This is a genomic window from Aeromicrobium sp., assembly GCF_036675695.1.
Classification (GTDB): Bacteria; Actinomycetota; Actinomycetes; order Propionibacteriales; family Nocardioidaceae; genus Aeromicrobium.
Map to the genome: position 1 here is coordinate 1 of NZ_JAKFEL010000154.1, position 2454 is coordinate 2454.

Genomic DNA, 2454 nt, shown 5'->3' on the forward strand with positions numbered 1-2454 from the left:
CCGGCATGGATCGACAACGTCGTCATACCTCTCGTCTCGCACACAGGCCGCCTGGCAGCCATGTCGGAAGCTGCGTCGGGGATCGTTCCGCGTGACGCCGATGAGCGTCTCGCAGCCATGATCCGACAGGCCGCCAGGTGAAGATCGACATCCCTGCGGAGATCCCCGCGGCCGACCAGCTCGGCAACGTTCACTTCATTGGTATCGGCGGAGCGGGTCTTTCGGCGATTGCCCGTCTGATGTCGCAGCAAGGCATCACCGTGAGTGGCAGCGACGCTGCCGAGTCCGACGTGGTCAGTGCCCTGAGGTCCGAAGGGATCACCTGCCATGTGGGGCATGACGCATCGCAGCTTGCCGGCGTCGACACGGTCATCGCCTCGACAGCCGTCAGAGACGACAACCCTGAGATCGTTGAGGCCCAGCGCCTGGGTTTGAGGCTGTGGCCGAGATCGGCTGGCCTGCGCTCAGTGATGGAGGGTCGCCGTACCGTCGCCGTCGCCGGCACTCATGGCAAGACCACGACGACAGCCATGCTGACCTGCGCGCTGCTCGAAGCCGGAGCGGATCCTTCCTTCGCGATTGGCGCTGAGGTCGCCAGCCTTGGGGCCAACGCCCGCCTCGGCTCGAGTGACCTGCTGATCGCCGAGGCTGACGAGAGCGACGGTGCGTTCCTCGTCTACGCGCCCGACGGTGCCATCGTCACGAACGTCGACGCCGACCACCTCGACAACTACGGCACAGTGGAGGCCTACGCGGAAGCATTCGACAAGTTTGTGACCACGGTCGACACGTTCCTGGTGCTGAACGCGGACGACGCTGGGGCCCGTGCTCTGGACGCTGCGGCAACCGATCGCGGGCTCACGGTGCTCACGACCGGCTTCGCCAGCGACGCAGATCTTCACGCCACCGATTTGGTGGTGGAGGGCTCGACGTCCACATTCACGGTGTCGCGTTCGGGCGCAGACCTGGGCGTCGTCAACCTTGCCGTGCCAGGAGCGCACTACGCGCAGGACGCGCTGCTCGCACTCGGCGCCGGGCTGTTGCTCGGACACGACTTCGCGCCTCTCGCCAAGGGGTTGGCCAACTACACCGGTGCAGCACGTCGCATGCAGCTTCTCGGCACAGCCGGGGGAGTGCGGGTCTATGACTCGTACGCGCACCATCCAACTGAGATTGCTGCTGACCTTGCCGCCGCTCGCGCCATCGCCGCTGGCGATCGCCTCGTCGTCGCCTACCAACCGCACCTGGTGAGTCGTACCCGCCTGTACGGGGTCGAAATGGGTGAGGCGCTTTCCGCCGCCGATCGTGTCGTCGTCGCCGACATCTACCTTGCTCGCGAGGATCCCGATCCTGCTGTCACTTCTGCACTCATCGTCGACGCCATCGAGGGGCCCGAGGCGTCGGCCGGTGGGCCAGTCTCCGGTCTGGCGGAGCTCCTGATCCCTGAACTCCTCCCCGGCGACATGCTGCTGACGCTGGGCGCAGGAGACATCACGACGGTTGGCCCCGCCGTGATTGAGGCGCTGGAAGCAAGATCGTGAGCGACCCTCGGTTCGATGCCAGGAGGCGCGAGGGCCTACTCCAGCGTTGGCGACGTCCGTTGATCCTGATCGGCGGTGCTGTTCTCGTCGGCACTTTGGTCTGGGCGATCTGGTTCTCAAGCCTGCTCGCAGCCACGAAGGTTGTCGTCGACGGTGAGACGACACTCAGCGAGGCACAGATCCGCAAGGCCGCTGACGTGCCCATTGGGCAGCCCTTGGCGCGCATCGACACGGTCGGGATCGAGTCCCGTGTTGCTTCGATGGAGCGCATCCAGGCAGTGGACGTGACTCGTTCGCTCCCGAACACGATCCGTATCGAGGTCGCGGAGCGCGTCCCCATCGCCTACGCACGACTGGGTGGCCAGCTTCGCGCGATTGACCGCTACGGAATCGCGTTCCGTACGTTGAGCAAGCCACCGAAGCGCCTGCTGGAGGTGAGCGTGAACGTTGATGACCCGCGCAAGCGTCAGCAGACTCTTTCTGCGATTGCCTCGGTCGTCGAATCGATCAACGAAAAGGACCCGAAGCTGCGCCGCCAAGTGCAGTCGATCAGTGCCTCGACGAAGGACTCGATCATCCTCGATCTGTCGAAGGGTCGAACGGTCACGTGGGGGAGTGCGGGCAACGCCGAGCGCAAGCTGACCGTCCTCAATTCGCTGCTGCGGATCTCCGCCAAGCAGTACGACATCAGCGCCCCCGATCAACCGACGACGCGCAACTAGTTCTGCGACGACCATTTGCGGCGTGTCGCAACTCAAGGCCGGGTCCATGGACGTACCGTTCTGGAAGTGACAGGTTGACATAACTATAAACCTCCACCTCAGGGTTAAAGTTTCGAAACTCCCCGGAAGGGACACACGATGGCGGTCCAGAACTATCTCGCCGTGATCAAGGTCGTAGGCATCGGCGGAGG

Annotated in this window: 2 protein-coding genes; both read left to right on the forward strand. The window is 64.3% G+C overall.

What is annotated here, in order from left to right:
* The first annotated feature begins 137 nt into the window (after nucleotides 1-137).
* Nucleotides 138-1541, forward strand: a complete 1404-nt coding sequence (gene murC, locus V6M39_RS10030; protein WP_332643680.1) for a UDP-N-acetylmuramate--L-alanine ligase — start codon at nucleotides 138-140, stop codon at nucleotides 1539-1541.
* Nucleotides 1538-2263: a cell division protein FtsQ/DivIB gene (locus V6M39_RS10035; protein ID WP_332643681.1), complete on the forward strand. Its 726-nt coding sequence runs from the start codon at nucleotides 1538-1540 to the stop codon at nucleotides 2261-2263. The genes murC and V6M39_RS10035 overlap by 4 nt, the downstream gene beginning before the upstream one ends.
* Nucleotides 2264-2454: the final 191 nt, after the last annotated feature.